The 23,587-nt window shown below is 52.2% G+C and carries 21 protein-coding genes; 17 read left to right on the top strand and 4 right to left on the bottom strand.

Annotated elements, in window-relative coordinates:
* The 5 genes from flhC to cheW all read left to right on the top strand — a co-directional run bounded on the left by flhC (window position 1) and on the right by cheW (window position 5,429).
* A complete protein-coding gene (flhC, locus tag DXU84_RS12775) occupies window positions 1-609 on the top strand; it encodes a flagellar transcriptional regulator FlhC (protein WP_013575091.1) in 609 nt (202 codons plus the stop codon).
* Between the two features lie 176 nt (window positions 610-785).
* The gene (motA, locus tag DXU84_RS12770; RefSeq protein ID WP_217244285.1) at window positions 786-1,676 is read left to right on the top strand and encodes a flagellar motor stator protein MotA; all 891 of its coding nucleotides are present in this window, start codon (window positions 786-788) and stop codon (window positions 1,674-1,676) included.
* A complete protein-coding gene (gene motB, locus DXU84_RS12765) occupies window positions 1,673-2,776 on the top strand; it encodes a flagellar motor protein MotB (RefSeq protein WP_013575093.1) in 1,104 nt (367 codons plus the stop codon). Before motA ends, motB begins: the two co-directional genes overlap by 4 nt.
* A gap of 36 nt (window positions 2,777-2,812) precedes the next feature.
* Window positions 2,813-4,849: a chemotaxis protein CheA gene (cheA, locus tag DXU84_RS12760; protein ID WP_153375938.1), complete on the top strand. Its 2,037-nt coding sequence runs from the start codon at window positions 2,813-2,815 to the stop codon at window positions 4,847-4,849.
* A gap of 82 nt (window positions 4,850-4,931) precedes the next feature.
* On the top strand, window positions 4,932-5,429 hold the full coding sequence (gene cheW, locus DXU84_RS12755; protein ID WP_013575095.1) for a chemotaxis protein CheW: 498 nt from the start codon (window positions 4,932-4,934) through the stop codon (window positions 5,427-5,429).
* Window positions 5,430-5,995: 566 nt separating this feature from the next.
* On the opposite strand, the gene ftrA is transcribed toward cheW, so the two are convergent.
* Window positions 5,996-7,009, bottom strand: a complete 1,014-nt coding sequence (gene ftrA, locus DXU84_RS12750; protein WP_013575146.1) for a transcriptional regulator FtrA — start codon at window positions 7,007-7,009, stop codon at window positions 5,996-5,998.
* A gap of 114 nt (window positions 7,010-7,123) precedes the next feature.
* Here ftrA and DXU84_RS12745 point away from each other — a divergent pair, with 114 nt between their 5' ends.
* The 12 genes from DXU84_RS12745 to DXU84_RS12690 all read left to right on the top strand — a co-directional run bounded on the left by DXU84_RS12745 (window position 7,124) and on the right by DXU84_RS12690 (window position 20,329).
* Window positions 7,124-8,599: an MFS transporter gene (locus DXU84_RS12745; RefSeq protein WP_013575147.1), complete on the top strand. Its 1,476-nt coding sequence runs from the start codon at window positions 7,124-7,126 to the stop codon at window positions 8,597-8,599.
* 198 nt (window positions 8,600-8,797) lie between these two features.
* The gene (locus DXU84_RS12740) at window positions 8,798-9,094 is read left to right on the top strand and encodes a hypothetical protein (protein ID WP_013575148.1); all 297 of its coding nucleotides are present in this window, start codon (window positions 8,798-8,800) and stop codon (window positions 9,092-9,094) included.
* A gap of 8 nt (window positions 9,095-9,102) precedes the next feature.
* Complete coding sequence (locus DXU84_RS12735) at window positions 9,103-9,696, top strand: hypothetical protein (RefSeq protein ID WP_037034841.1); 594 nt, start codon at window positions 9,103-9,105, stop codon at window positions 9,694-9,696.
* A gap of 96 nt (window positions 9,697-9,792) precedes the next feature.
* Window positions 9,793-11,487, top strand: a complete 1,695-nt coding sequence (locus tag DXU84_RS12730) for a methyl-accepting chemotaxis protein (protein WP_013575150.1) — start codon at window positions 9,793-9,795, stop codon at window positions 11,485-11,487.
* A 121-nt stretch (window positions 11,488-11,608) separates the two neighbouring features.
* Window positions 11,609-13,279, top strand: a complete 1,671-nt coding sequence (locus DXU84_RS12725) for a methyl-accepting chemotaxis protein (protein ID WP_153375904.1) — start codon at window positions 11,609-11,611, stop codon at window positions 13,277-13,279.
* Window positions 13,280-13,341: 62 nt separating this feature from the next.
* Window positions 13,342-14,214, top strand: coding sequence for a protein-glutamate O-methyltransferase CheR (gene cheR / locus DXU84_RS12720; RefSeq protein WP_013575152.1), 873 nt, complete (start codon window positions 13,342-13,344; stop codon window positions 14,212-14,214).
* The gene (locus DXU84_RS12715; RefSeq protein ID WP_013575153.1) at window positions 14,214-15,263 is read left to right on the top strand and encodes a chemotaxis response regulator protein-glutamate methylesterase; all 1,050 of its coding nucleotides are present in this window, start codon (window positions 14,214-14,216) and stop codon (window positions 15,261-15,263) included. Before cheR ends, DXU84_RS12715 begins: the two co-directional genes overlap by 1 nt.
* Window positions 15,264-15,309: 46 nt before the next feature.
* Entirely contained in the window at window positions 15,310-15,699 is a 390-nt protein-coding gene (cheY, locus tag DXU84_RS12710; RefSeq protein WP_013575154.1) for a chemotaxis response regulator CheY, read from the top strand.
* 10 nt (window positions 15,700-15,709) lie between these two features.
* A complete protein-coding gene (cheZ, locus tag DXU84_RS12705) occupies window positions 15,710-16,354 on the top strand; it encodes a protein phosphatase CheZ (protein WP_013575155.1) in 645 nt (214 codons plus the stop codon).
* A gap of 325 nt (window positions 16,355-16,679) precedes the next feature.
* Window positions 16,680-17,834 (top strand): flagellar biosynthesis protein FlhB, encoded by a 1,155-nt coding sequence (flhB, locus tag DXU84_RS12700; protein ID WP_013575156.1) that lies wholly within the window; start codon window positions 16,680-16,682, stop codon window positions 17,832-17,834.
* Window positions 17,827-19,911: a flagellar biosynthesis protein FlhA gene (gene flhA / locus DXU84_RS12695; RefSeq protein ID WP_015689760.1), complete on the top strand. Its 2,085-nt coding sequence runs from the start codon at window positions 17,827-17,829 to the stop codon at window positions 19,909-19,911. The genes flhB and flhA overlap by 8 nt, the downstream gene beginning before the upstream one ends.
* Before the next feature lies 1 nt (window position 19,912).
* Window positions 19,913-20,329 (top strand): flagellar protein FlhE, encoded by a 417-nt coding sequence (locus DXU84_RS12690; RefSeq protein ID WP_015689761.1) that lies wholly within the window; start codon window positions 19,913-19,915, stop codon window positions 20,327-20,329.
* A gap of 498 nt (window positions 20,330-20,827) precedes the next feature.
* Here DXU84_RS12690 and DXU84_RS12685 read toward each other — a convergent pair whose 3' ends face one another.
* From DXU84_RS12685 to DXU84_RS12675, 3 genes are read right to left on the bottom strand one after another with little or no spacing between them, the layout of a single operon-like run.
* Complete coding sequence (locus tag DXU84_RS12685) at window positions 20,828-21,223, bottom strand: hypothetical protein (RefSeq protein WP_121019424.1); 396 nt, start codon at window positions 21,221-21,223, stop codon at window positions 20,828-20,830.
* Complete coding sequence (locus DXU84_RS12680) at window positions 21,216-22,646, bottom strand: PAAR domain-containing protein (protein ID WP_153375900.1); 1,431 nt, start codon at window positions 22,644-22,646, stop codon at window positions 21,216-21,218. Before DXU84_RS12680 ends, DXU84_RS12685 begins: the two co-directional genes overlap by 8 nt.
* A gap of 12 nt (window positions 22,647-22,658) precedes the next feature.
* A complete protein-coding gene (locus tag DXU84_RS12675) occupies window positions 22,659-23,336 on the bottom strand; it encodes a hypothetical protein (protein WP_153375898.1) in 678 nt (225 codons plus the stop codon).
* Window positions 23,337-23,587: the final 251 nt, after the last annotated feature.

The raw sequence follows: 23,587 nt of genomic DNA, 5'->3' as shown, positions 1-23,587 counted from the left end.
ATGTCTGGTAAAGATGCGTCAACCAAGCCAGCAGAAAAAAGTATTGTTCAGGAAGCACGGGACATTCAGCTGGCTATGGAACTGATTACGCTGGGTGCCAGATTGCAGATGCTGGAAAGCGAAACGCAATTAAGTCGTGGCCGACTGATTAAATTGTACAAAGAGTTGCGAGGAAGTCCTCCCCCGAAAGGCATGTTGCCGTTCTCTACTGACTGGTTCATGACCTGGGAACAGAACATCCATTCCTCCATGTTTTACAACGCTTACTCTTTCCTGCTAAAGAGCGGCCACTGTAATGGCGTGGAGGCGGTGATCAAGGCTTATCGTTTATATCTGGAACAGTGTCCTGAGCAGCCGGGGGAAGCGCCGATCCTTGCGCTGACCCGTGCCTGGACGTTAGTACGTTTTGTCGACAGCGGCATGTTGCAGCTTTCAGCGTGTAACTGCTGTGATGGCTCATTTATTACCCATGCACACCAACCCCGCCACGGGTTTGTTTGCAGTCTTTGCCAGCCCCCGTCCCGAGCAGTAAAAAAACGTAAACTTTCCCCGCAGGTTGCCGATATAACATCTCAAGAGCTGGACGAACAGGTCAAGCACGCAGTTTGAGATAGTTGGGTAGCAGTAAGTCGTTCTGAGCGGTGGCTACCACCGCTCATCAATTCCCCCCTAACATCTCAGCCATTCTCTGACACTTTTTATGCACGTTTCCACGGCACAAATCGGTCAGGCACATGGCGCGCGCTTAACCTCGCCCTAAAACCACATCGAATTAAGGATTCATCGTGCTAGTGATAATAGGTTACATCGTGGTGTTGGGCTCTGTGTTCGGCGGTTTCATGCTCGTCGGCGGTGAGCTGGGCGCGTTATACCAACCCGCAGAATTGCTCATTATTGGCGGTGCCGGCATCGGTGCCTTCTTCGTCGGTAACAACGGCAAAGCGATCAAATCCACCATGCGCGCGCTGCCGCAGTTGTTCCGCGCATCAAAATACAATAAAGCGTTGTATATGGATCTGATGGCGCTGCTTTACCGGGTATTAGCCAAATCACGCCAACAGGGGATGCTGTCGCTGGAAAATGACATCGACAATCCGGCCGAAAGCGACATTTTTGCTAATTATCCGCGCATCCTTGCCGATAAACAGTTAGTCGAATATCTGACTGACTATCTGCGCCTCATGGTCAGCGGCAACATGAATGCCTTTGAAATTGAAGCGCTGATGGACGAGGAAATCGAAACTTACGAGCACGAGAGTGAAGTGCCGGCGAACAGCCTGGCGCTGGTGGGTGACTCACTCCCGGCATTCGGTATCGTCGCTGCGGTAATGGGGATCGTACATACCCTGGCCGCTGCTGACCGACCTGCCGCAGAACTCGGGGCGCTGATTGCCCACGCGATGGTCGGGACCTTCCTCGGTATCCTGCTGGCGTACGGTTTTGTTTCTCCGCTGGCCAGCGTGTTACGCCAGAAGAGTGCTGAAAACGCCAAAATGATGCAGTGCATCAAGGTGACATTGCTGTCGAGCATTAACGGTTATGCGCCACAAATTGCCGTCGAATTTGGCCGTAAAACGTTGTACACCTCGGAGCGGCCTTCCTTTATTGAACTGGAGGAACACGTTCGCCAGGTCAAGTCGCCGGGTCAGAAACAAACTGAAGAAGAAAAAGTATGAAGCATCAGAGCCATCCAATCGTTGTTGTACGCAAGAAAAAGAATAAGCACGGCGGAGGGCATCACGGCGGTTCGTGGAAAATTGCTTACGCTGACTTTATGACAGCGATGATGGCTTTCTTCCTGGTGATGTGGCTGATTTCGATCTCCAGCCCTAAAGAACTGGTGCAAATTGCCGAATACTTCCGTACCCCCCTTGCGGTGGCGATCACCGGCGGGCCGCGCAGCAGCGATGCTACCAGCCCGATCCCGGGCGGTGGCGAAGACCCGACCGTACAGGACGGGGAAGTCCATAAAATGGAGCAGTCGCAGGGGGCGAGTAAGCGTGAGTCGGACGATTTACAGCGGTTGCAGCAAAAACTGGAAGACATGCTGGCGTCGGATCCGCGGCTGAAAGATTTACGTCCACACCTGATGATTAACCTGACCGAGCAGGGTTTGCGCATTCAGATTATCGATAGCAAAAACCGCCCGATGTTCCAGCTTGGCAGCGCGATTGTTGAGCCGTACATGCGCGATATCCTCAGGGCGATTGCCCCGGTACTGGATGGTTTTCCAAACAAGATCAGCCTGGCGGGGCATACCGATGACATGCCGTATGCCACAGGTGAACGTGGCTACAGCAACTGGGAACTGTCGACTGAGCGCGCGAATGCTTCACGTCGCGAGATGATGAGCGGCGGCCTCAGCGAAGGGAAAGTCCTGCGGGTGATGGGCATGGGGTCTTCCATGCAACTGAAAAACCATCCGGCAGGTGACGCCATCAACCGTCGTATCAGTATTTTGGTCCTGAACAAACACGCGGAAGAAGCGATTGAACGGGAAAACAGCGAGGGCGAGGCGATCACGATCAGTGACGCTGGCGAGCTGCAAAGACAAGTACAAGGCACACAAAAAGTGCCGGCATTAGCACCAAAAATGAGTTCGGCTCCGGCAGCTCCGGCGTTAGCGCCACAGGCAAACCCGGCACCGGCCACACCAGAGAAAGCACCATCAATACCCGGGATTGAGACGCAGACGCCAGTGACACCCTCGGCAGGCGCTCAACCTGCGACGGCAGCTCCGGCTGCCGCGGCGGGCACGGCACCTGCGACACATTAACAAGCCGCGATTCACAGCAGAGGTGATCACGTGAGCATGGATATTACTGATTTTTATCAGACATTTTTTGATGAAGCAGACGAGTTGCTGGCGGACATGGAACAACATCTGTTGTTACTTGATCCGCAGGCGCCTGACATTGAGCAACTGAATGCGATTTTCCGCGCAGCGCACTCAATCAAAGGCGGTGCAGCCACGTTTGGATTTACGGTTTTACAGGAAACGACTCACTTACTGGAAAACCTGCTCGACGGTGCTCGTCGCGCTGAAATGAGCCTGAGCACCGACATCATCAACCTGTTTCTGGAAACAAAAGACATTATGCAGGAGCAACTCGACGCCTATAAATCTTCCCGGGATCCTGACGCAGAAAGCTTTGAATATATCTGTGCGGCCCTGAGACAACTGGCCCTCGAAGCGCAACAGGCGCGTGAACCTGTGCCTGATCTTCACGTGGTTGAAGACCAGACAGCGGCACAATCTGTCGCGACAGCGCCGGTTGCACCCGCTGCCGGTAAGGGCGATTTGCGCGTTCGTCTCTCCGGCCTGAAAACACAGGAAATTCCTGTGATGCTGGAGGAACTCGGCAATCTCGGCGAGATAAAAGATCCGGTTCAGACTGATGACAGCGTGGAAGCCACCCTGGTCACCACCGTTAGCGAAGACGACATTATTGCCGTGCTGTGTTTTGTGCTGGAGCCGGAACAAATCAGCTTCACTCACGCCCCGGCAGCGGTTGCTTCTGAAGCCGTTGCGGTTGCCGCATCCGCGCCTGTTGTGGCGGAAGTGGCTGCAGCACCGGCGGTCGTCGCCCGTCAGGCTCCGGTACTGACGGCAGTGCCGAACAGCGAACCGGCCAAAGCCCGTGCACCTAAAGCCCCTGAATCCACCAGCATCCGTGTTGCTGTTGAAAAGGTTGACCAGTTGATCAACCTCGTGGGCGAACTGGTGATCACCCAGTCCATGCTGGCGCAGCGTTCAGATCTGCTGGATCCGGTTGTCCACAGTGACCTGCTCAACAGCATGGGCCAGCTCGAACGTAATGCCCGTGATTTGCAGGAATCGGTGATGTCGATTCGTATGATGCCGATGGAATTCGTGTTCAGCCGCTTCCCGCGTCTGGTGCGAGATCTGGCCAGCAAACTGAATAAGCAAATCGAACTGACACTGCTCGGCAGCTCGACCGAACTGGATAAGAGCCTGATCGAACGTATCATCGATCCGTTAACGCACCTGGTGCGTAACAGTCTGGATCACGGTGTGGAAACGCCGGATGTGCGTATTGCCAATGGTAAAGAACCCACCGGTAACCTGACGCTTTCTGCAGAACATCAGGGCGGCAATATCTGCATCGAAGTGATCGACGATGGTGCCGGTCTGAACCGCGAACGTATTCTGGCGAAAGCCGCATCGCAGGGCATGAACGTCCATGACAACATGAGCGATGAAGAAGTCGGCATGCTGATCTTTGCCGCAGGCTTCTCGACCGCAGAAAAAGTCACTGACGTTTCAGGCCGTGGTGTCGGCATGGACGTGGTGAAACGAAACATTCAGGAAATGGGTGGGCACGTTGAAATCCATTCCCAGCAGGGCAAAGGCACCACCATCCGTATCCTGCTGCCACTGACGCTGGCGATCCTCGACGGGATGTCAGTGAAAGTCGGTAAAGAAGTCTTCATTCTGCCACTGAACGCGGTGATGGAATCTCTGCAACCGCTGTCAGAGGATTTGCATCCGATGGCTGGTGGCGAACGTGTTCTGCAGGTGCGCGGTGAATACCTGCCGCTGGTTGAGTTGTACAACGTCTTTGATGTTGAAGACGCCAAAACCGAAGCCACGCAGGGCATTGTGGTGATTTTGCAGAGTGCAGGGCGTCGCTACGCGTTGCTGGTTGATCAGTTGATTGGTCAGCATCAGGTTGTGGTGAAAAACCTGGAAAGCAACTATCGCAAAGTACCGGGCATTTCCGCCGCCACTATTTTGGGCGACGGCAGTGTGGCGCTGATCGTGGACGTGTCTGCATTGCAGTCACTGAACCGCGATAAATTAGCAACAGGCTCCACCGCCGCATAACAAGCAAAGCTGCCGGTGACCGCAAGGTTGCCGGGTGTGAAAAACTCAGGCCGATTTAAAGATAAAAGCAAAGGTGAACAACATGGCAGGACTTGCAACCGTGGCGAAAATTGCGGGCGAAACAGTAGGTCAGGAATTTCTGATCTTTACTTTAGGCGATGAAGAATACGGCATCGATATCCTCAAAGTGCAGGAAATCCGTGGATACGATCAGGTAACCCGTATTGCTAACACCCCGGCCTTTATTAAAGGTGTCACCAACCTGCGCGGCGTCATCGTGCCGATCCTCGACCTGAGGGTGAAATTCGCTCAGGAAGATGTGATTTACAACGAAAACACGGTGGTGATTGTACTTAACTTCGAAAACCGCGTTGTCGGAATCGTGGTTGACGGCGTATCAGACGTGCTGTCGCTGAGCCAGGATCAGATCCGCCCGGCACCGGAATTCGCCGTGACCATGTCGACGGAGTATCTGACGGGGTTGGGTTCGCTGGGTGACCGTATGTTGATCCTGGTGGATATTGAGAAGCTGCTGAGCAGTGAAGAAATGGCACTCGTTGATAGTGTGACGAAAATTTGATTTTCGTTTTTAAGGTCAAGGTCGTGGGCTCGCCGCCCACACTGGCCCAGAGACCCGCAATCGCGCGGGCCTCTGGACTCCACGCTCTTTTCACTGCGCGCTGTCGCAGGCACGACGGACATGTTCTGTCACCCTAGCGTGTGGCGCAAAATCTTGTCGCTCCGCGATGCCTTCTCCCGGTCCTGAAGCCCCCGGTCTTCAGGCCGCTCCGTTCAGCAAGATTTTTGATCACGCCAGTCTCGATCGAATAAAACCCTCGTTCTGATTCTTCCTGTTAAAAATAAGGGCAGAAGTTTTTTTCTTGCTCGTTCCCCGGCGAAGGGGAAGGCCGGGATGGGGTATTAATGACATCTCCAGACTGACCCTCTTTTTTGCACTGCTCCTAACTCATTGATTTAATGAGTGCATGCGAACCCACAAAAAAAGAGGGTATTTCTGCTAAAACAGGGATAATCTCTTGCCGTTCAAAGCCTAAAGCTGAAAACCCAACAGTTCACTGCCGGACAGGCAGCTTAGAAATGCGTCACCAGGGCGGCGGAAGTCCACTGCTGCCAGCCCCCCAAAACTCATCCCACCAAATCCCGTTCAACAAACCCCTTGCGCCATTGTGTCGGCGACATGCCCAGCCGCTGGCGGAAATGATGACGTAAAGTTTCCGGCGAACCGAAACCGGCCTGTTCGGCAACGCGGTCAATACTCAGTGTGCCGTTTTCCAGCAGGGCGCAGGCTTTTTCCAGCCGCACGGTCAGCATCCATTCTCCCGGTGTGGTGCCGGTAGCATCATGGAAGCGGCGCAGGAAGGTGCGGCGGCTCATACCGGCTTGTCTGGCGAGCTGATCAATCACCAGCGGTGTATTGAGATGGCCGCGTAAGTCATCGAGCAAGGGCGCCAGCGTTTTTGTCTGATGCCGTGGTACCGGTTGCTGGATCAACTGAGCCTGATTCCCTTCGCGCAGCGGCGGCGTCACCATGCGGCGCGCTGTACGGTTAGCGACTTCGATACCATAATCACGGCGGATCAGATGCAGACACAAATCGACGCCCGCCGCACCACCGGCAGAGGTGATGATGCTGCCTTCATCGACATAAATCATGCCGTGCTCAACCTGCACGTCAGGGAATTTTTGCGCTAGGACATCGGTGCTGTTCCAGTGCGCCGTCGCGCGTTTACCGTCCAGCAAACCCGCAGCGGCCAACACGAAACTTCCCGCGCAGATCGACACAATTCTTGTCCCGTTGTGATGGGCTTTTTGCAGCGCAGCAATCAGCCGCTCAGACGCCGGTTCGTGAATGCTGCGCCAGCCGGGGATCACAATCGTACCGGCGTCTTCCAGCAGTTCCAGCCCGCCATCTACCACCAGTCGCACGCCGCCTTGCGCGCCGAAAGTCCCTTCTTCTACCGACGCGACGGCTAACTCGTACAGCGGTTCGCCCGTGAGTTCATCGGCACGGCCAAAGGCTTCGACGGCGATGCCAAACTCGAAGGTACACAGACATTCATAAGCCAGCAGCACCAGTCGCCGGTTGGGCGCAGCGGGATGGCGGGAGGAAGACATCAGCGGCAGATCAACTTTTTGCATGAAAGGATAACCCTCAGGTTGGCACGATCTTGACGATACATGGCATACCGGCAGATTTCTACTCTGACGCCAATCTTCCATGCTATGCGTCTCTTATCCCCGCAGGATTTAATCATGAAAAACACACTCGCACTGATGGCGGTTTGTCTGGCCGCCCTGATGTCGGGGCTGGAAATTTCCAGCGTCCCCGTATTATCACCGGTACTCGAACAGGAACTGCATGCCAGTTTCCGCGAGCTTCAGTGGATCATGAACGCTTACACGCTCGCCTGCACCACGGTACTGATGGCGACCGGTACGCTGGCAGACCGCTATGGACGGAAACGTGTTTTTATCATCAGCATTACAGCGTTCGGGCTGACCTCGCTGATGTGCGGTCTCGCCGGTAGCGCACAATGGCTTATCGCAGGACGTTTTCTTCAGGGACTGAGCGGCGGCGCAATGCTGACCTGCCTGATTGCGATCCTTTCCTCGCAGTTTCCGCAAGGGAAAGCGCGCAGTCAGGCGTTTGCCGCATGGGGGATTACGTTTGGTTTCGGGTTAGGGTTCGGCCCGATCATTGGTGGCACGCTGGTCGCCTGGCTGAGCTGGCGATGGGTGTTTCTGATCCACGTTGTTATCGCCGTACTGACCCTGATTCTGGCGCTGAAAAACGTGGTGGAATCCCGTGACGGACAGGCTAAAAAACTGGATCTGGGGGGATTGATTACCCTTTCGGTCACGGTCTTGGGCGCGACGTTCCTCATTACTCAGGGCAGCAGTCTGGGCTGGAGCAGTGTTACAGCAGGCGCTGTTCTGCTGGCTACCGCCGTCAGCGCGGTGATGTTCATCCGCATTGAAAAACGCCATCCGCACCCGATGTTTGATTTTTCGGTCTTCCGCGTCCGGGCATTTTCTGGTGCGCTGATGGGGTCGGTAGGGATGAATTTCAGCTTCTGGCCGCTGATGATTTATCTGCCGGTGTATTATCAGGGCGGGCTGGGTTATGGCAGTGTCGCTACCGGTATGGCACTGCTGGCTTATACGTTGCCCACGTTGCTGATGCCACCGCTCGGTGAAAAACTGACAACACGTTTTGGCGCGTCACGTCTGATCCCGCTGGGATTATTCACAATAGGCGCAGGTTTTATGCTGATGCAAATCGCCGTCGTTCATCACCTTAGCCTATTGCCGGGTGCGCTGCTGGCAGGCATTGCGCTGGGGCTGACCAATACACCGGTCACCAACACCACAACCGGTTCCGTTGCGGCCAACCGCGCGGGAATGGCGTCGGGGATTGATATCAGTGCGCGCCTGATTACCCTGGCGATCAACATTGCGCTCATGGGAAACCTGCTGGTGGCGGGAATTGCCGGGAGCCTGAAAAAAGTCATGCCCGCAGCAGGGGATTTATCTTTGCTGGCAGAACGTATTGCAGGCGGCTCAGCCATTGAAACCCTGCAAAGCGGACAGATTGCGCAGGCACTGACTGATGGCTTTGCAGGCATTCTGCTCTATGGCGCGGCAGGCGTATGGGTACTGGCACTTCTCAGTTATTTGCTTTTTAACGGCAGGGGGCGGCGTAAAACGGTGTCTTGCGAGCCGTCCTGAGTTTACAAATCCGCGTTGCATATCGTGCAGCGCGTTTTTGCGTAATGTCTTCCATTTGTCTGAAAAATAATCATTTTCCCTGCGCATCTTTTTACTGAATATGGCGTGATAGCCCTGCGGGACGGGGCTTCACGGAAATAGTCGTGATGCAAAATGATAATTTGATTAAGTACGACAACTGGCGTACATTGAGGGCTCATGAGTTTCAGAGAGATCAAATGGAAGGTGATCGAATGTTTGAAGAATGGAAATATTGAATTTGAGGCAAGACGCGGGATTCAGCTTAAGAATTTGTTAAGTACGGGTGACATCTCGCCCTTTGAAGTGGCTGCCTTAATCGGCAGGGCATCCGGAGATCATTATCAGGTTCGCCCCTACCATTTTGACAGCAGTATTGATGTCCACATCATCACCGTCAGTAGTGCCGGAGTACCCTGGTACATCAAGTGGTATTTTACAGAGCCCACCAGTGTTTTTATCAGCGTTCATCATTAAGGAAGAATATGATTATTTATAAAGTCGGAGACGAGAAAAAGGCGATGTGTGGTGTCTGTGAGGCTTTTCGCATTGTCAGCTATCAGCTGCGCGATGTGCCGTTTGATGACGGCAGCGGTATGGTGAAAAATATCATTGCGGGCGTATGTAAAACCTGCGACAGCGTTGCGGTGATCCCTTTTCAGTCTGTGCCTGCCATCAAAAAGCAGTTGCAGATACAACGCAAAGCCGTGGAAACCCGTGTGCCTGCGCACATGATTGATCTGCTGAACATGGCGAGTGCGGAATTGGGGGCAACCCCTGATTTCGTGCCGTTACTGCTCAAATATTATATTCATCAGCTGGCATCAAACCCTGAAGCGGCCCTGCGCCTGGTGACCTTGCTGACGTCCGAACTGGCGACCGGTCTGGCCAATAAGCGCCTTTCCCTGAAAGGGCGCGAGATCGGTAATGATATCGAAAAACTCAAATCCCTGTCCCAGATCGACAACACCACAGAGTTACTTAAAGGCGTGGTGCTGATGATTCATCACGACCTTCTGGTCAATCCGGATGCCCATCGCATCGCAGTTTTAAAGAGTTTTGTCGCCACCGTTGCCTGATCACTTCCCCCGAAAAAATTTGACCCCCATCACATAAAGTTCCTGTTCTTCCTGCCGATAACTGTTCCAGATAATTCTCATTTGAAAAGGAACAACATGTTTAACCGTATGAAAGTGGTCACGGGCATCGTGATCTTACTGGTGGTCTTCGGTGCTTTACAGTTGGTATCCGGTGGCCTGTTCTTTAAATCGTTAAAGACAGACAAAGATAATTTCACCACGTCTCAGCAAATCCGTTTACAACAGGCAGAATTTAACGCCAGCTGGATTTATCTGCTGCAAACCCGCAACACCCTGAACCGTGCGGGTATCCGTTTCATGCTCGACGCCAACCAGATGGGCAGCGGCGCAACGGTCAAAGAACTGATTGATACCGCCACCAAAGATCTGCAAATCGCCGATCAGCACTTTGCCAGTTATCAAAAAATCCCCGCTGATGCCAGCCAGAACCCGCAATTTGCCGCCGACGCCAAAAAGCAATATCAGGTGCTGCATGACGCGCTTTCGGAACTGATTGAGCTGATTGGTCTGGGGCGTATCAATGACTTCTTCGAACAACCGACTCAGCAGTATCAGGACAACTTCGAAAAAGCTTTCGTCACCTATATCGATCAGAACGACCGTCTGTATAACGAGGCGGTGAAAGTGAGCGAGAATTCCTTCACGCATGCCATATGGATGCTGGGTACCGTGTTGATTGTGCTGGCGATTTTCATCCTGCTGGCCTGGACTGGCGTGCAACGCATCCTGATCCATCCGCTGAAAAATATCGTCGATACCATCCGTAAAATTGCAACCGGTGATCTGACGCACGAAATAGTCGTGAAAAGCCGTAATGAAATCGGCCAGCTTGCCGATAGTCTCAAGTACATGCAGGACGAACTGATCCGCACGGTCTCTGGTGTACGTCATGGCGCTGATGCAATTTACAGCGGTGCGAGCGAGATCTCCGCAGGCAACAGTGATTTGTCCTCACGTACTGAACAGCAGGCGTCTGCGCTGGAAGAAACCGCCGCCAGTATGGAACAGCTGACCGCGACCGTGAAACAGAACGCCGAAAACGCCCGTCAGGCCAGCCAGCTGGCACTGAGCGCGTCCGAAACCGCACAGAAGGGCGGGAAAGTGGTAGCAAACGTGGTCGATACCATGAATGACATCGCCAGCAGCTCGAAAAAGATCACCGACATTACCGGTGTGATCGACGGGATTGCTTTCCAGACCAACATTCTGGCGCTGAACGCCGCCGTTGAAGCGGCGCGTGCAGGTGAGCAGGGCCGTGGATTTGCGGTCGTGGCCGGTGAAGTCCGTACCCTGGCGCAACGCAGCGCGCAGGCAGCAAAAGAAATTAAAGGGCTGATTGATGATTCTGTCAGCCGCATTAATACCGGTTCAGTGCTGGCGGAAAGTGCCGGTGAAACCATGCATGACATGGTGAATGCCGTTACGCGTGTGACTGACATTATGGGCGAAATCACCTCGGCATCGGATGAACAAAGCCGCGGGATTGAGCAGGTCGCACAAGCCATCACTGAAATGGATCGGGTGACGCAGCAGAACGCCTCACTGGTTGAAGAATCCGCGTCCGCTTCTGCGGCGCTGGAAGAGCAGGCGAGCCTGCTGACGCAATCAGTGGCCGTGTTTACGCTGAGCCAGACCGCAAATAACAACGTGCGCCAGAATCCGGCATCTTCGGCGAGGCTGTCTCTGTTGACTCCGAACCTTTCTGGTTCTAAAGCCGGTAAGGGTGGAGCGCAGGGAACAGATTTAACCGAAAACTGGGAAACCTTCTAAGCACGTACATAACATCGCGACCCGAAAGAGTCAGGTTTGCCGTTAACGCAAAGGCAGTCCCGAGTATGTAGGGTATAAGAATAAAGGTGCCGGTCTGGGCTGGCACCTAATGAGGTTATCCATGTTTAAGCACATCCGTGTGTCCACCTGCATGTTTTTGTTATTGATAGTGTTCTTTGTTATGCAACTGGTTAACAGCGGGTTATCGCTGCAGGCCGCCCACACGGATAAATTGAATTTTGAGCAGATATCCAACACCGCTGAACAGCGTGATGCGCTCAGCCAGTCCTGGTCTTATCTGTTGCAGACCCGTAATACCCTTAACCGCGCGGCAACGCGTCTGGCGCTGAAACAGCCCCAGGAAAACATCACTCAGCTGATGTCGGATGCCAAAGCCAGCCTGAAAAAGGCCGAAGACGCTTACGCTGCATTTCTGGCTCTGCCCCGCAGAACAGAAAAAGCGGTGGCACTGACCGCTGTGAACAAGGCGAGTTATCAGCAACTGCACGATATGTTGCAGACGCTGACTGAGCTGCTGTCCAGCGGCGACATGAACGGTTTTCTGAACGGTCCGGCGCAAAAGTATCAGGATCAGTTCCAGAAAGATGTCGGTGATTACACTGCCTACGTCAGTGCCCGCTTCGGGGAAGCGCAAACGCAAACCGCAGCGTCTTACCAGAATGTCATGATCAACACCTCCGTCGCCCTGGTTCTGCTGATTGCCCTGACGGTACTGGCGCTGGTGGTGACCCGCCGCATTCTGTTTACTCCGCTGACCATTATGCGCGGACATTTCGACCGCATCGGGGCCGGTGATATCTCTTCGCCCATTGTTGCAGAAGGGCGCTACGAAATTAAAGTCATGCTGGAAAGCCTGCAGCAGATGCAAACGTCGCTGGCAGACACCGTCCGCACCGTGCGTCACGGCGCTGACACCATGTTCTCCGGCCTGAAAGGGATCGCGGCGGGCAACACTGATTTGTCTTCACGGACTGAACAGCAGGCGTCGGCGCTGGAAGAAACCGCAGCGAGCATGGAACAACTGACCGCCACCGTGAAACAGAATGCCGAGAATGCCTGTCAGGCCACGCAACTGGCACGCGATGCGTCGAATACCGCAGAAAAAGGTGGTGAACTGACCGGCAACGTGGTGAAAACCATGAATGATATTGCAGGCAGCTCGAAGAAAATCAGCGCAATCACCAGCGTCATTGATGGCATTGCGTTCCAGACCAACATTCTGGCACTGAACGCGGCGGTTGAAGCGGCACGTGCCGGTGAGCAGGGCCGTGGATTTGCGGTCGTGGCCGGTGAAGTACGAACCCTGGCACAACGCAGCGCACAGGCCGCGAAAGAAATCAAAGCACTGATAGATGAATCTGTCAGCCGCGTCAGTCAGGGTTCCCAACTGGTTGAATCCGCCGGAAATACCATGGATGACATCGTTCGTGCTGTCACCCGCGTAACTGACATCATGGGCGAAATCGCCTCGGCGTCTGACGAACAAAGTCGTGGCATCGAACAGGTATCGATTGCCGTGACCCAAATGGATCAGGTTACACAGCAAAACGCCACGCTGGTTCAGCAGGCCGCTTCTTCCACGCATGCGCTGGAAATCGAGTCTGAAAATCTGACCCGTGCGGTATCGGTGTTTCGCCTTGCCACCACTGACGGCGCAGGTCAACGCCGCAGCGGACTGGCTCAGGGCCTGACATCCCGCCAGGTGGCCCAACCCGCATTACTTCCGGCAACCGCAGGCGCGGTATCGGCAGATAACTGGGAAACATTCTGATACCAGATGAAGAGTGAATTGGGTACCCGTTACACCACCTGTCCCTCTAATGGAGCTGCACCATGAATCAACCAGGCTCGCCAATGAGTGCTGATAACACTTCGATCATGGCACAGATGATCCAGCGTTTACCGCTGTCCGATACCCATTTCCGCCGGATAAGTGAGCTTATCTATCAGCGCGCGGGTATTGTGCTGGCGGATCACAAACGCGAAATGGTCTACAACCGCCTGGTCCGGCGGTTGCGGATACTTGGGCTTAATGATTTCACCAGCTATATGGCGCTGCTGGAAAACGACAGCAACAGTCCGGAATGGCAGGCGTTTATTAATGCGCTGACCACCAACCTGACGGCGTTTTTCCGCGAAGCGCATCACTTCCCGATCCTGGCAGAACATGCCCGTTCGCGTCCGAACAGTTACAGCGTCTGGAGCACGGCGGCGTCGACCGGCGAAGAACCCTATTCCATCGCCATGACGCTGAGTGAAGCGCTGGGGCCGCGGATGGCAAGCTGCCGCATTCAGGCCAGTGATATCGATACGCAGGTGCTTGAGAAAGCCACCGCCGGGGTTTACCGCCTCGAAGAACTGCGCACGCTCAGCCCGCAGCAGTTACAGAAATTTTTCCTCAAAGGCACAGGCCCGCACAGTGGCCTGGTGCGTGTGCGTCCCGAACTGGCGCAGATGGTGGCTTTCCAGCAACTGAATCTGCTGGCGAACCAGTGGCAGCTGAACGGTCCGTTTGATGCAATTTTCTGCCGTAATGTGATGATTTATTTCGATAAAGAAACGCAGGAGAAAATTTTACGCCGATTTGTTCCGTTACTTAAACCGGGTGGTCTGATGTTTGCCGGACACTCCGAAAACTTCAGCCAAATCAGCCGGGAATTTTATTTGCGCGGTCAGACTGTCTATGGCCTCGCCAAGGAGAGGTAATGAATAAAATCAGAGTGTTGAGCGTCGATGACTCGGCGTTAATGCGTCAGCTGATGACTGAAATCATCAACAGCCATCCGGATATGGAAATGGTCGCGACCGCCCCCGATCCGCTGGTGGCGCGTGATCTCATCAAGAAATTTAACCCGGACGTGCTGACGCTGGATGTTGAAATGCCGCGTATGGACGGCCTGGATTTTCTCGAAAAGCTGATGCGTCTGCGTCCGATGCCGGTGGTGATGGTCTCCTCACTGACCGGCAAAGGCTCGGAAATTACCCTGCGTGCACTGGAGCTTGGCGCGATTGACTTTGTGACCAAACCGCAACTGGGTATCCGTGAAGGTATGCTGGCCTACAGCGAGATGATTGCCGATAAAATCCGCACGGCCTCAAAAGCGCGTCTGAACAAAAGCGTCAACATTGATCAGCCGCGTATTCTCAGCCATACGCCGCTGCTGAGCAGTGAAAAACTGATTGCCATCGGCTCATCAACGGGCGGCACAGAGGCTATCCGCCACGTGCTGCAACCGCTGCCGCCGACCTGTCCGGCGCTGATGATTACCCAGCATATGCCACCGGGTTTCACCCGTTCTTTCGCCGACCGTCTGAACAAGTTATGTCAGATCACGGTGAAAGAAGCGGAAGACGGAGAGCGTGTTTTGCCGGGCCATGCGTATATCGCACCGGGTGACAGACATATGGAACTCACGCGCAGTGGCGCCAACTACCAGGTTAAGTTGAACGACGGTCCGGCGGTGAACCGCCATCGTCCGTCGGTCGACGTTTTATTCCGTTCGGTGGCGCAGTTTGCCGGACGCAATGCCGTTGGGGTGATCCTGACGGGAATGGGCAATGACGGCGCCGCCGGCATGCTTGAGATGCACCGGGCAGGGGCTTACACCCTTGCACAAAACGAAGCCAGTTGTGTGGTGTTCGGTATGCCCCGTGAGGCTATCGCCACCGGTGGCGTAAACGAAGTGGTGGATCTCAGCCAAATCAGCCAGCGGATGCTGGCGCAAATATCAGCCGGTCAGGCATTACGTATTTAATTTTTCAGCCTTGTGCTGGGTAGCAAACCTTAGGAGTAGATAAAACATGGCCGATCCAAATCTGAGATTTCTGGTAGTAGACGATTTCTCTACCATGCGTCGTATCGTGCGCAACCTGCTGAAAGAGCTGGGCTTCAACAACGTTGAAGAAGCAGAAGACGGTGTTGATGCGCTGAACAAACTGCGCGCCGGGGGTTTTGACTTCGTGGTATCCGACTGGAACATGCCCAACATGGACGGTCTGGATCTGCTGAAAACCATCCGTGCTGACGCTGCGCTGGGCAAGTTGCCGGTGCTGATGGTAACCGCAGAAGCGAAGAAAGAAAACATCGTCGCCGCCGCACAGGCCGGGGCCAGTGGTTATGTGGTTAAACCCTTTACCGCCGCCACGCTGGAAGAAAAACTGGGCAAAATCTTCGAAAAACTGGGCATGTAGGAGTCCGTATATGGCAGAGATACCAATGCCTGCAAATGATGCAGCAACCGCGGGCGAAATTATCGCCCGTATTGGGCAACTGACCCGTATGTTGCGTGACAGCATGCGTGAACTTGGTCTGGATCAGGCCATTGCTCAGGCAGCCGAAGCAATTCCGGATGCCCGCGATCGTCTTGATTATGTTGTCACCATGACGGCTCAGGCGGCTGAACGCGCCCTGAACTGTGTTGAGGCTGCGCAGCCTCGTCAGAACAAACTTGAATCTGCCGCGAAGAAACTTGATAAGCGTTGGGATGAATGGTTTGAAAATCCGATTGAATTATCGGATGCCCGCGAGCTGGTCACGGACACCCGCAGCTACCTGAAAGAAATCCCTGAGCACACCAGTTTTACCAATGCTCAGTTGATGGAAATCATGATGGCACAGGACTTCCAGGACCTGACCGGTCAGGTCATTAAACGCATGATGACCGTGGTACAGGAAATCGAAAATCAGCTGTTAATGGTGCTGATGGAAAATATTCCTGAACAACAGGCTAAAGCGAAGCGCGAAAACGACAGCCTGCTGAACGGCCCGCAACTCGATTCCAACGGTGTCGGTGTTGTGGCCTCACAAGAACAGGTAGACGATCTGCTGGATTCATTAGGTTTTTGATGTGCCAGCACGTCAGCAATAAACACCTCTCCGTCTCGCACTGAGGGGTGTTTTCCTTATCTGGAATTTTTACAAATAAATTCATCTGCTGAATAGCCGCCATTTTCCCTCTCTAATTCACCAATAAGACTTCGCCGCTTTTGTCATGCTATCCCTGCGTCATTGAATCTGTAGCGTCGTTCGTTCACCCGAATCACTGACTCATATCAGCTCATCGGGATCCTCTCGCTTGCTGCCTTGCTACAACTCCAGTGACGTTGGGAGTTTGCATGAAATTGTGCCCGTCGTGTTTTACATGCCGGGTAAACCCTGACAGGAACCGCCGGTGGCTGAAGAAAGCGATCTCGAAAAAAGTGAGGCCCCCACCGCACACCGGCTTGAAAAAGCGCGTGAGGAAGGGCAGATACCGCGCTCGCGCGAACTGACCTCAATTCTGATGCTGGGAGGCGGCTTAACGCTGCTGTGGATGTCGGGCGAATCTATGGCGCGGCAGCTTGGCGTGATGATTTCGCAAGGTCTTAAGTTTGATCACGGCATGGTCAGCGATGACCGGCAGGTTTTGCAGCAGATGGCGACGCTGCTGGGCCGCGCAGTCTGGGCATTATTGCCGGTGATCGGCGGCCTGATTTTGATCGCACTCGCCGCGCCGCTGTTACTCGGCGGCCTGATGTTCAGCGGTAAATCCTTTGAGTTCAAGTTCAGCCGTATGGATCCGATTGCCGGTTTGAAACGTTTATTCTCCGGTCAGGTGCTGGCGGAACTGCTGAAAGCCGTTCTGAAAGCCTTGCTGGTCGGCACCGTCGCCGGGTTGTATTTGTGGCATAAATGGCCGGACATGATGCGGCTCATGGCGCAACCGACCATTCCGGCGCTGGGTGAAGCACTGAACATGGTGGTGTTCTGCGGGCTGATGGTGGTACTGGGATTAACGCCGATGGTGGGTTTCGACGTGTTCTGGCAAATCTGGAGCAACCTGAAAAAGCTGCGCATGAGCAAGCAGGATATCCGCGACGAACATAAAAGTCAGGAAGGTGACCCGCACGTTAAAGGGCGTATCCGCCAGCAGCAACGTGCAATGGCCAGGCGCCGCATGATGGCCGATGTGCCAAAAGCGGACGTTATCGTGACCAACCCGACGCACTACGCCGTTGCGCTGCAATACAGTGAAAACAAAATGAGTGCACCGAAAGTACTGGCGAAAGGCGCGGGAGACGTGGCGCTGCGTATCAGGGAACTCGGTGTCGAGCACAAAATTCCGATGCTGGAAGCGCCGCCTCTGGCGCGTGCGCTTTACCGGCACAGTGACATTGGTCAGCAAATTCCGGCGACGCTGTATGCCGCCGTGGCTGAAGTTCTGGCCTGGGTTTATCAGCTGAAACGCTGGAAGCGCGAAGGCGGGCTGATCCCGAAAAAACCTCAACATTTACCAGTCCCTGAAGGTCTGGATTTTGCAGCAGGAGAGAGTGATACCCATGGCTAATCTGGCCGCGATACTGCGTTTACCCGCCAACTTTAAGTCCGGACAATGGCAGGTACTGGCAGGCCCAATTCTTATCCTGATCATCCTGTCGATGATGGTGTTGCCGTTACCACCGTTCATCCTTGACCTGCTGTTCACCTTTAACATTGCGTTATCCATCATGGTGTTGCTGGTGGCAATGTTTACCCAGCGCACGCTGGATTTCGCGGCATTCCCGACCATTCTGCTGTTTTCCACCTTATTACGTCTGTCGCTGAACGTTGCCTCAACCCGTGTGATCCTGCTGGAAGGGCATACCGGCGGCGCGGCCGCGGGGCGGGTGATTGAAGCCTTCGGTCACTTCCTGGTCGGCGGCAACTTCGCCATCGGTATCGTGGTGTTTATCATCCTGGTGCTGATCAACTTCATGGTTATCACCAAAGGTGCCGGGCGTATTGCCGAAGTGGGCGCGCGTTTTGTGCTTGACGGGATGCCCGGCAAACAGATGGCGATTGACGCGGATCTGAACGCCGGTCTGATTGGCGAAGACGAAGCGAAAAAACGCCGCAGCGACGTGACGCAGGAAGCGGACTTCTACGGTTCAATGGACGGTGCAAGTAAATTCGTGCGGGGTGACGCCGTTGCCGGTCTGATGATCATGATTATCAACGTCGTCGGCGGCCTGCTGGTGGGTGTGTTGCAACACGGTATGGATCTCGGCCATGCGGCTGAAAGTTATACGCTGCTGACCATCGGTGACGGTCTGGTTGCGCAGATCCCGGCGCTGGTTATCTCTACTGCAGCCGGTGTTATCGTCACCCGCGTCGGCACCAACGAAGACGTCGGCGAGCAGATGGTGACCCAGTTGTTCCGCAATCCGCGCGTCATGATGCTGAGTGCCGGTGTTCTGGGGTTACTCGGTATGGTGCCGGGCATGCCGAACTTTGTCTTCCTGATGTTCACCGCCGGGCTGCTGGCGCTGGCGTGGTGGACTCGCGGTCAGGAGCTGAAAAAACCGGCCACCGCAGCGGCCGCACCGGCCGTGGCAGACAACGGTAAACAAATGGTAGAAGCCAGCTGGCAGGACGTTCAGCTTGAAGACCCGCTGGGTATGGAAGTGGGCTACCGTCTGATCCCGATGGTGGACTTCGCCCAAAACGGCGAGCTGCTGGGACGTATCCGCAGTATCCGTAAAAAATTCGCACAGGAAATGGGCTATCTGCCGCCGGTTATTCATATTCGCGATAACCTCGAACTGCCACCAGCAGGCTACCGTATCCTGATGAAAGGCGTGGAAATCGGTACGGGTGCGGCGCATCCGGGCCGCTGGATGGCGATCAACCCGGGCAGCGCGATTGGCGAATTGCCAGGCGAAGCGACGGTTGATCCGGCATTCGGGCTGGCGGCGGTCTGGATTGAACCTGCTATGCGTGAGCAGGCGCAAATTCAGGGTTATACCGTGGTGGAAGCCAGTACCGTGGTCGCAACGCATCTGAATCACCTGATCAGCATGCACGCCAAAGAGCTGTTTGGCCGTCAGGAAACGCAGGAACTGATGGAACGTGTCACCAAAGAAATGCCGAAGCTGACGGAAGATTTCATTCCGGGCATCATTTCTCTGACCAATATGCACAAAGTGTTGCAGAACCTGTTATCTGAACGCGTTTCGATCCGCGATATGCGCACCATTGTTGAAACACTGGCGGAATATGCCCCGAACCAGCCGGATCCTAACGAACTGACGTCCGTGGTGCGTGTTGCGCTCGGCAGGGCGATTACCCAGCAGTGGTTCCCGGGCAGCGGTGAAGTGCAGGTTATCGGACTGGATACCTCCCTGGAACGTCTGCTGTTACAGGCGCTGCAAAGCGGCGGTGGTCTGGAACCAGGTCTGGCTGAACGTTTGCTGACCCAGTCCGAGGCGGCATTACAACGTCAGGATATGCTCAGTGCGCCACCGGTTCTGCTGGTGAACCACGCACTGCGTCCGCTGCTGTCACGCTTCCTGCGCCGTTCACTGCCCAATATCGTCGTGATGTCGAATCTGGAAATGAGCGACAGCCGCCAGATCCGCATGACCGCCACCATCGGCGGTGAATAACATGCGCCGCGCCACACTGTTGTTGCTGACCACACTGAGCCTGCCCGCGCTGGCCGCGTCCGGTTCATGGTCCGATACCCAGCGCGGCGTGGTGCTGCAAAACCGTGGCGTGATGATGTCGTCGGGCGCGTTAGCACCGCCGGCATCCGCGCCCGTGCGCAGTTCAGGTTCCGCAACCATCACAACCCTAAGCTGGAAATATGAAGTGCTCGGCGCAAGACCCGCCGGTTTACAGGTCAGACTCTGCAACACCATGAATCACTGCATCAATCTGGACGCCGAAGGCGGGGTGACAAAATCGTTTTACGGCCAGTCCGCCACTTCACCATTAAGACTGGTTTATTTTGTCCCCGGCGCTGGCGCAATGAATACGCCGCTGCGGGTGATCAGTAATGAAGTGATCGTGAACTATAAGTAAGCCCTCCACCGGCTCTAGTAATCCCTGAAAACCTTCCGGACGCCGTCTCCCATTCTCAATGTTTGCCCATTTTATCTGTATGGATGTTCAGCTATCACCGGAACTCATCTGGCCGGGTCGCTACACCAGGATCACCTGTAACTGAGAACGGCTCCCTCCCCTGCGAAGGGGAGGGTTGGGGTGGGGTATTAAATAAAAATCAATATGTTGAAGTTTGCACTGACCAGGTGTTAGCCCTTAAAACCCCCTCCCAACCTCCCGCTTCGCAGGGGGAAATATCACACTTGCAGGCCATTGCACACCATTGCATCATCGGTATAATCAATTGTTTTTAAAGTGATTTAGTGTTGCTTGCGCTGGCGTGCAATTGCTAGACAGCGCACATCAAACCGGATATAAAACCGGATATCAACTTACTCGAAAGGATATCCGAATCATGCCGATCACAGACACTAAAGCCCGCACCTTTTTCTTTAAAGATACCTTCATCTTTTTTCATCAAAAAAAATAATAATGAGCAATTAAGGAAATGAAGATAATTGCGGATATTATAATCAAAGAAACTTCAATCATTCCCCATAATTTAAACTTACTTGTATTTATAAAATCATGCCAAAAATAAAAATCCTTTTTGATCAGACGATTTTCTTTCCTTAAAAAAAGTGGGAAGTAAACATAGGATATTTTTTCAACCGGGACGCTTATATATACAATATTAAAATTGAAATATTTAAATGACATAACTCCGGGGGGGGTGATGTTATGTTTCTTTTTGTATTCATTACATAGTTCTTTATAACGTCTTTCATTGAAAAATGTTACTACCAACTCTAATATTATTACTAATATAAGTAGTAAGAATGTAATCATATCAATGACGTTTTTATCACTCACTATAGAATGCCTCATACAGAGCTTGCCCGGCACTACTACCGAGGTCTTGCCCTACCGATCCTAAAACCTCTCCCCCGGCTAACCCTCCTGTCACTGCTACAGCAGAACATAACAACGCTCCTGCACCACCAATTTCACTTGTAAGCAAACCCAGCCCCCACACACAGGCCGCCCCTGATAATCGAGCACCTATTATCCCACCGAATAATCCGCCAGTTTGAGAACCAGCAAATTTACTGTACTCAACAACTGTCATTTTCTTACACTCTGACTCTCTACCAACTGTACAAGCATCATAAATAATATTAGTCGTGTTTGCAAAATCTAAGGTGATACCAACATATCCCAATTTTTTCATTGCTTTAATCAGCTTCGATGATTTTTCAATATACGTTGCATAACCTTCTATCTCTGTTACGCCAGTTTGCGACCAATGCCGCATTATGCTTCTACTTGATAGACCTAATGCCCGTCTAATGTCAGAATACTCATTCATACCCAATTTGTATTTCATGAAATTATTAAGCAACAAATTGAGCTTTTTGAAATGAATCTTCCTTTGAGTATAGAATTTCTCACCAATTAATGCACCTCTTGTAATATAAGCATTCTTGTAAGTTTCTTGTATTTCTTTTAATACCTTTTCAATTTCTTCAAAATATTTTCCGCCGACTTCTGATGCCATGCCAGTAATACCACTTCCAAAACCGGTGAAAGTATCTATTGTATCTTTGTGTTTATGTAAGAAACTGGCTTCATCCATAGTTAAATCACTTAATGCTGTATCAACTTTTGCTTTTGCTTTCTTCAAAGTTTCGATTTGGTTTGGATCTTGTTTCTCAGGATCAACTAACAAAAGAATAGAAGCGGGTTTGATTGGTCCGCTGCCGTTGAGTGTATCGTATAATTCTCTTGCACCTGCTACAGGGTTATAAAATAAATAGTCACCAAAATCTTTTACATTCGCAGGTAAATCAACAATACAGAATCCAGCATCCACCGGTTCGCGTGGTGGTATATCCTCTTTTAGAGGGGAAGCTGGTGCCGATTCTGGTTTAGTTTCAGTAACCATCTGTTTCTTTGCCGCCTGTGCGTGTTGCTCAGGTTCATTGTCAGTGGTTTTCTGTGACGCCATTTTCGGCGCTTCAGGATAGTAACTGGATGAAAATTCACTTGCGAATAATCTCGCCTTACAAGGGCAACTACTAGAACTCTCAAGCGTACCGATGCAGGGCAGACCGTCGCTCGTATAGTTATGAATTCCACCTAATAAGATAAACACACCTTCATTTTTACCGCATGTAACTTTGTCACCAAGTCGAGCTAAATTTAAACCGTGGTGTATAATACGACTTGTTGCACTTACTACTTTTCCGCCGCATGAGGTTTTATCACCCAGCCGTATAAAATATCCAATAGCCATTTTTATTTCCTTCTAGTTAAATGAAATTATCCATTTTTGTTTGTCTATTGAATAATGTGATATGCAGTCACAGTCATTAACTTTATCTATTTTTGATAGGTTCATTTTCTTTATAGCTTCTAACGCGATATTCATAAGCAATGAATTATCCATTAAATTCTGTTTTTTGATGCTTTCGCAATAGTTTTGGTAACATTGCTCCCAATAAAAATTAATTTCATCAAAATACGACTTATTAAATTTAAGCGTTATGGGTGATAATGCAGACATTTCCTTTTCAATTGTAAAACTCTGTATAAAACTTCGGGTTTTCAAATTATCGTTTTTAAATAATAGGCATTCTTTATTATCTATACTGAAACAGAATGCTATATGGATGTGATATTTTGCTGTGATTGATGCAACATCGATCATCATTTCTGTAACGCTGACATCATTAAACGAATATACATTCCAAGATTCACCAGAGCTTTTGTTTAGTACAAAAGCACATATTAGAGCGTCAAGTTTTGAAGTGAATAAAAGCAGCCCGTTTTTATCGGGCGTCAGGCCAGTTGACCAAACCGGTTCCAGCCAGTGAATGCCATTCTCTCTTACAGATATCTTTGAGACTACGTACATATCAAGAGGGGCAAGATGGAAATGATCACCGGGAGCATAGAAGTAGAGACGCTTTGTCGTGTGAGGCATAATGATTACCGTTTCGTTGAGAAAACGATAATATACACCTGCATTTTATGTGGAAATAATGTCAAATTTCAATGAATTCAATGAGTAAAATTTATCCAGTGAATTGTAGTTTTGAATAACGCTTGAACTATTTGTGCTCTTTTCTTCACAACAGAAATTAGTTTGTATAAGATTTATTTGCTGGATAAAAAACAGGATATAAATTCATAATAGAAAATTAATATCTTTAATATTCAATATGATGTGTAGGC

Source organism: Rahnella sp. RcJ3 (genome assembly GCF_009498575.1).
Taxonomy (GTDB): domain Bacteria; phylum Pseudomonadota; class Gammaproteobacteria; order Enterobacterales; family Enterobacteriaceae; genus Rahnella; species Rahnella aceris.
Note: the sequence above shows the minus strand (reverse complement) of the source record. Positions and strands in the feature narration are given on the sequence as shown.